Source organism: Bifidobacterium asteroides (assembly GCF_003202755.1).
GTDB classification, from domain to species: Bacteria; Actinomycetota; Actinomycetes; order Actinomycetales; family Bifidobacteriaceae; genus Bombiscardovia; species Bombiscardovia asteroides_F.
On sequence record NZ_QGLK01000002.1, the window covers coordinates 1 to 5,219 of the forward strand.

Annotated in this window: 6 protein-coding genes; 2 read left to right on the plus strand and 4 right to left on the minus strand. The window is 58.9% G+C overall.

The annotated features are described in order from the left end of the window. Nucleotides 1-310 precede the first annotated feature (310 nt). Nucleotides 311-823, plus strand: a complete 513-nt coding sequence (locus tag DKK74_RS08765; protein ID WP_045925197.1) for a hypothetical protein — start codon at nt 311-313, stop codon at nt 821-823. Between the two features lie 22 nt (nt 824-845). Next, the gene (locus DKK74_RS03680; protein ID WP_015022033.1) at nt 846-1,292 is read left to right on the plus strand and encodes a hypothetical protein; all 447 of its coding nucleotides are present in this window, start codon (nt 846-848) and stop codon (nt 1,290-1,292) included. A 135-nt stretch (nt 1,293-1,427) separates the two neighbouring features. Here DKK74_RS03680 and DKK74_RS03685 read toward each other — a convergent pair whose 3' ends face one another. The 4 genes from DKK74_RS03685 to DKK74_RS03700 all read right to left on the minus strand — a co-directional run bounded on the left by DKK74_RS03685 (nt 1,428) and on the right by DKK74_RS03700 (nt 4,450). Then, complete coding sequence (locus DKK74_RS03685; RefSeq protein WP_110412867.1) at nt 1,428-1,988, minus strand: hypothetical protein; 561 nt, start codon at nt 1,986-1,988, stop codon at nt 1,428-1,430. A gap of 241 nt (nt 1,989-2,229) precedes the next feature. Then, nucleotides 2,230-2,577 carry a hypothetical protein gene (locus tag DKK74_RS03690; protein WP_015022035.1) on the minus strand — a complete coding sequence of 116 codons (348 nt, stop codon included), beginning with the start codon at nt 2,575-2,577 and terminating at the stop codon, nt 2,230-2,232. Between the two features lie 24 nt (nt 2,578-2,601). Beyond that, nucleotides 2,602-2,865, minus strand: coding sequence for a hypothetical protein (locus DKK74_RS03695; protein WP_141650026.1), 264 nt, complete (start codon nt 2,863-2,865; stop codon nt 2,602-2,604). Nucleotides 2,866-3,019: 154 nt separating this feature from the next. After that, on the minus strand, nt 3,020-4,450 hold the full coding sequence (locus DKK74_RS03700; RefSeq protein ID WP_015022037.1) for a ParB/RepB/Spo0J family partition protein: 1,431 nt from the start codon (nt 4,448-4,450) through the stop codon (nt 3,020-3,022). Between the last annotated feature and the right edge of the window lie 769 nt (nt 4,451-5,219).

Here is a 5,219-nt window from a genome sequence, read left to right on the forward strand (position 1 = left end):
ATCGAACAGGAACGGGCACCCCTGCAAGACCCCTATTAACAACCCGACCTATTAACAACCACCCAACACGCTTACAGCCACAAGGCCAAACCCCCAACATAAACAACGCGTTTAGTTCCTATAGCCCTATAATGGTGTAACGGTGGTGCTACTGTCACCGTTGATGTAATAACTCAAGAATGATAGTTAGGCCTATCTATCAGTGCAGTATTCCAGTTTTAGCTGGGTTGTCAGAGGTGCCATGGCTGACACCGCTGACTTCGTTATTGGTTATCAAGGATGAATTGACTCAACAAACGGAAAGGGGCTTATGATGAAAGCTCTGAACACTATCAAAAGTAGGTTGCTCGCCAGCGTTGCTGTTCCACTTGCGCTGTCTATGGGAGTCGCCATGGTTCCCAGTCAGGCGATGGCTGCAGAGCCTGTGGATACCGCTTCGACATCTATCGTGAGTCAAGTCACCGATTCGCTGACTCCGAGGGATGTGCTGGAGATAGCGGATACCGCATGGGAAAACGGTGATTATGAAGGTGCTGGCATCCTGACCGAGTATGCATTCTCGATGCATGATGGCACTGCCGGTAATGGCTTCCAATCGAGGAATTGGGCTACGACGATCGCCAAGAAAGCTGTCATTAAGCTTCTGCGCTGGGGAGGTTCCAAGCTTCCTGCCAAGATTGCTCCGTGGGCCGGTCGGATTGCAGACTTCCTGGAAGCCACCGGCGTCTGGACTCATGCCGCTATCGTCTCAGGTTTGATGCAGCTGGGCATCCCTTACGATATTGCTGAATACACGGCGACATGGGTTGATTTGTTCCTCTGATTCATGGAGAGAGGGGTGAGCGATGAGTGACCGTGGACGATCAGACCATGTAACGGTTTCGGATGCGATTACCGGTGTTGGTTTTTTCGGAACTGTGTTGTTGGGTTTTGTCTTTCCTTTTGCGGTCGGCATTGGTGTCACTTATCGCTTGCTCCCTTTCGGTGGCGTTCGTTCCTGGGTGCATGGGTGGCGTGGGGTTTTGGGTACCATCGTTATCTTTCTGTTGTGGTTCTTTGGTACCTACATAACTGATGCGTTGGTGGATGTGTTGTTTAGCATGAGCAGTCACAAGGTCTTGAAGAAGCTTGTTAGCGAAGTTGTGAGTTTTGTGTTTCTCATGGGGTTGATGGCCTTGGCCTTCAGCAGGTGGGAAGCCATGGCGCTCTCATCTTTGATAACTGAGGTTCTCACCATTCTCATCTCCCTACTCGTCATTCATGCCGTTGATGCTGCAGACAAGCATGATTAATCTAAACAACGATCATTCCTAGGGAATGAAGCGGATTCGAGTGCCCCTTTTATGGGGCGGGAGAAACGCATCGGACGCGGAGAGGTCTCCTCCTTGGTTTGGGAGGAGACCTCTTCGGTTTGGTTGTGTGTGGTGTTAGTCGTCGGTGGGGTTGATGTTCTTACTGAGGGCCAGGGCGATGAGCGCTGCGAGGTTGTTGGTTCGGTCGAGGGTGAGGGCTTGGACCATGTATGAGCTGGCTTGGTCGGGGTCGCGGGCGGCCCAGGCCAGGTAGGCTCTGGAGGCGCTGAGGTGTGGGGTGGGGCCGACGGCGGCGGTGAGCTGGTCGAAGAGGTTGTAGGCTCTGTCGGCGCGTTCCTGGTTGACGGGGGTCCGGCCTTCGAAGCAGGTGGTGAGGCTGGTGAAGATGAGTTTGACGGCGGCGGGGTCGTGGGGTTGTTCGGTGATGGTGGTCAGGTCGTCTCGGGTGGTGTCGGGGTTGATGGTGGCGACCAGGAGCGCGTCGCGGTGCGGCAGTGAGGTTTCTATCAGCGCGGCCATGCGGGTGAGCCGGTCGTGTCCTATGGCTTCGGGCTGGTGGGTGCCGTCGAGTATGCGCATGATGCTGTCGAGGGCCTGTCGGCCTGCGGTGAGCATGAGTTGGGGGTCCTGGCTCAGTTGCTTGACGTCGTCCTGGAGGCTGGTTGTGGTGTTCATGGGTGTTCCTTTCCTTGGTGCCGGGACTGTTTGTGCCGACGCCTGGAATGGCGGCCCGGGCCAGAATGGAAGGGGGCGGCACAAACACCACATTCCCAACCCCTTCAGCAGCACGCCGCAGGCGTGCGACAGCGGCGGCCAGACATCAAGGCGCAGCCGCCGATGACCACAACCCCGGCCGAGCCGAGCATGGAAAAAGGGACCCCGTTGAGGGGTCCCTTGATGATGTTGCCCTGATGGGTCAGGCCATCTGGCTTCGGAGTCCTGGGTAGTGGTGTGCCAGGTATTCGGCGGTGGCTTGGCGGATCAGTGCCGATAGGTTGGTGCCTTCTGTTTTGACGGCGGCTTCGGCCCATTGGTCCAGGGCCGGGGTGGTGCGTACCTGCCAGGTTTTGCTGGTGGGTTGTTTGAGTTCGTCGCGGGGGCGGCCGGCGAAGATGGAGAGCAGGTCGTCGTCGGTCAGGGGGCCGGCGTCGTAGCCCCGGTATACCCGGGTGCCTTCGATGGGTGTGAATTGGCCGGCGTCGGCCATGCGGTCGAGTGCTTCGGCGTGTGCTGCCCTGTCGGCGGGTGTCTGTGTGTTGGTCATGGTCTGGCTCCTTGTTGGTTGTGTCTATTGGTATCTGAGATGTTGCCACCGGCTGGTCAGCGGCATGGCGTGGAAGGCGTGGAGCTGGCCGTCCTGCCATTTGCTGACGATGACTTCGAGCAGGTTGTCGGGTAGGGCCCCGGGGTGTGGCTGGCCGACGAAGACCACCGTCATCTCGTCGCCGTAGCCCTCGATTTGTTCGTGGCCTATGGAGTGGAGGACCGCGTGCCTGATTTCGTCGTCGGCGCAGCCGTGCTTGCGGGCTGATTGCTCTATCTCGATCTCCATGACCATGAGTGTAGTACAAATTGCACATACAAACCAGTCGTGCGTTCCTCGCGTTGCGGTCTGGCTGTCCGAACGCGGGGCGTTCGACGATGCCGATTCCACCCCGTGGGGTGGCGCGAGGCATCGCTGCGCCGCCGCCGGCTGCGGGGTTCATTCACTCTTTGGTGTCCTCCTCCTGGTCGCCGTCGTCTGTTTCATCTTCGTTCCCTTCGTTGTCTTCCTCTTCAGGTCGGGGCACCAGGTCGCCGTCGAGACCGGATTGCTCTTCGTCGCTGATGGCGTAGCCTGCGGTTTGGAGGGCACGGTAGAGGGGTTTGAGCAGGCCGTCTATGTCGTCTTGGCTGCGCCAGGTCTCGTGGTTGATCTGTGTCTCCATGATGGCGTGGCACAGGGCGAAGGCCGTCTGGGTGCGGCGACTCTCGTCAAGGTCGGCCTTTTGCGCCAGCTCGGCTTCCTGGTCCTGGACGATGGCGCGCCATGTGTCCCGCACCTGGTCCCGGCTGACCCACCAGGTGCGTTGGCTCGCTTGGGCGATGACCAGCATGGACAGGGCCTGGGACTGGTTTTTGGCGGGGCGTTTGAGGGACATGAGCCGTTGCGTGTAGGCCAGCCGCAGGTCGTGGCTTGCCGTGTCCAGTTGCTTGGCCGGTGCGATTTCGGCTTCTTGTTCGGCTTGCCACCTGGCCAGGTCATCCTCTCTTTGCCGGCGTTCGTCCTCCTGGTCCTGTTGGGTGTATGGCTCCAGCAGGGTGATTTTGACGCGCCACTGTCCGCCACGGTCGAGCAGTCCGGCGGCCGTGGGTTTGTCGCCTTCCCATTCCTCCAGCCATGTGTCGAGGGCCTGCTTGGGGTCGGGGTCGGTATCCGGGGAGAATCGGGCGATGGTGCGCCAACCTTCCGGGTCAGACCAGGATTGTGATGGTGTCAGCGGCACGATGGGCAGCCCGGCCTGCTTGATGGCTTCCTGGGCCTGTTCGATCCACTTGTCCAGCGACCGTTTGGCCTGGACCTGGTGCAGTGTCATGTTCCAGTTGTTGGTGCCTGCGGCTTTGATGAGCTGGTCTTGCAGGCCTTCGTCGTCGCGGAAGTCGGCTATCGTCTCCAATTCCTCGAAGCTCAGCTGGGATGGCAGCGCGAGTATTTTCTCGTCGTCGATGGACGATATTTTGAGCCGTCGCTGCACGGTGCTGCGGCTGCGGCCAGTGGCTTTGGCCATCTGGTCCACGTCTTCGCCAAGGTCCAGGAGGTGGGCGTATCCGCGTGCCTCGTCCAGGGCGGTGAGCTGGTCACGGTGTATGTTCTCTACCAGCATCACCTCCGCCTGGGTCTGCTCGTCCATGTCGGTGATGATACAGGGCACGGTTGCAAGGCCGGCCTGCTCGGCGGCCGCCAGCCGCCGGTGTCCGATGACCAGGGTGTGCCGCCCCTCCTGGTTCGCCGGTGTGACGACCAGGGCCTGCTGTATGCCTTGGGACGCGATGCTCATGGCCAGCTCCGACACGTCTCCTATCTCGCTTCGGGGGTTGGCGTCGTTGGGCCTGATGGCGTCGATGGGCAGCATGGTCACTGTGGTTGTGGTGTTCATGGGTGTTCCTTTCCTTGGTGCCGGGACTGTTTGTGCCGACGCCTGGAATGGCGGCCCGGGTATAGCGGAGAGTCAAGCCCCCGCGTGGATCCGAACACTCCCCCGGAGGCCGAGGGGGCATGCTGTTCGGCCCCCTCGGCCGGAGCGGGGTGTGGGCGGAGACGCTCGGGGCTTGAGTCGCAGCGGCCCGGGCCAGAATGGAAGGGGGCGGCACAAACACCACATTCCCAACCCCTTCAGCAGCACGCCGCAGGCGTGCGACAGCGGCGGCCAGACATCAAGGCGCAGCCGCCGATGACCACAACCCCGGCCGAGCCGACCAGTTTTATGTTTGCCGATTGAAGGGTGATCTGCAGTAGCTCATGATAGAAGAAAGACCATCCGATAAGAAATGTGTTTATATTGTGAAGCTTTATCTTGATGAAGCTTTCTAACTGATATCCCGAGTATATTAAAGCTTGTTAGAAGCCGCCACTGCCTCTATCATATTTATATGATATGCACACTAGGGCGGCACTTTTTTATCTAAAGGGGTGTAACTGAGATGGACACCGCTCGTATTCCTTACCCTTCGCATCCTTATCAGAGCTCAGCCAATCTAGCCTCTATGCTGATACAGAACGGTCTCTCCGGCATCAGGGGCTATAGGAACTAAACGCGTTGTTTTAGGTTCTGTGTGTGGGTTTGGTTGTGTGTTGGTCAGAGTGTGGTGTTGGGGTATCTGACTGGTGTGTGGAACTCGTTCCAGTTGATGGCGGTGCCGTAGTGT

Coding starts and splice junctions, on each gene's coding strand:
- DKK74_RS08765 (WP_045925197.1), top strand. CDS start 311: ATGATGAAAGCTCTGAACACTATCAAAAGTAGGTTGCTCGCCAGCGTT.
- DKK74_RS03680 (WP_015022033.1), top strand. CDS start 846: ATGAGTGACCGTGGACGATCAGACCATGTAACGGTTTCGGATGCGATT.
- DKK74_RS03685 (WP_110412867.1), bottom strand. CDS start 1,988: ATGAACACCACAACCAGCCTCCAGGACGACGTCAAGCAACTGAGCCAG.
- DKK74_RS03690 (WP_015022035.1), bottom strand. CDS start 2,577: ATGACCAACACACAGACACCCGCCGACAGGGCAGCACACGCCGAAGCA.
- DKK74_RS03695 (WP_141650026.1), bottom strand. CDS start 2,865: ATGGAGATCGAGATAGAGCAATCAGCCCGCAAGCACGGCTGCGCCGAC.
- DKK74_RS03700 (WP_015022037.1), bottom strand. CDS start 4,450: ATGAACACCACAACCACAGTGACCATGCTGCCCATCGACGCCATCAGG.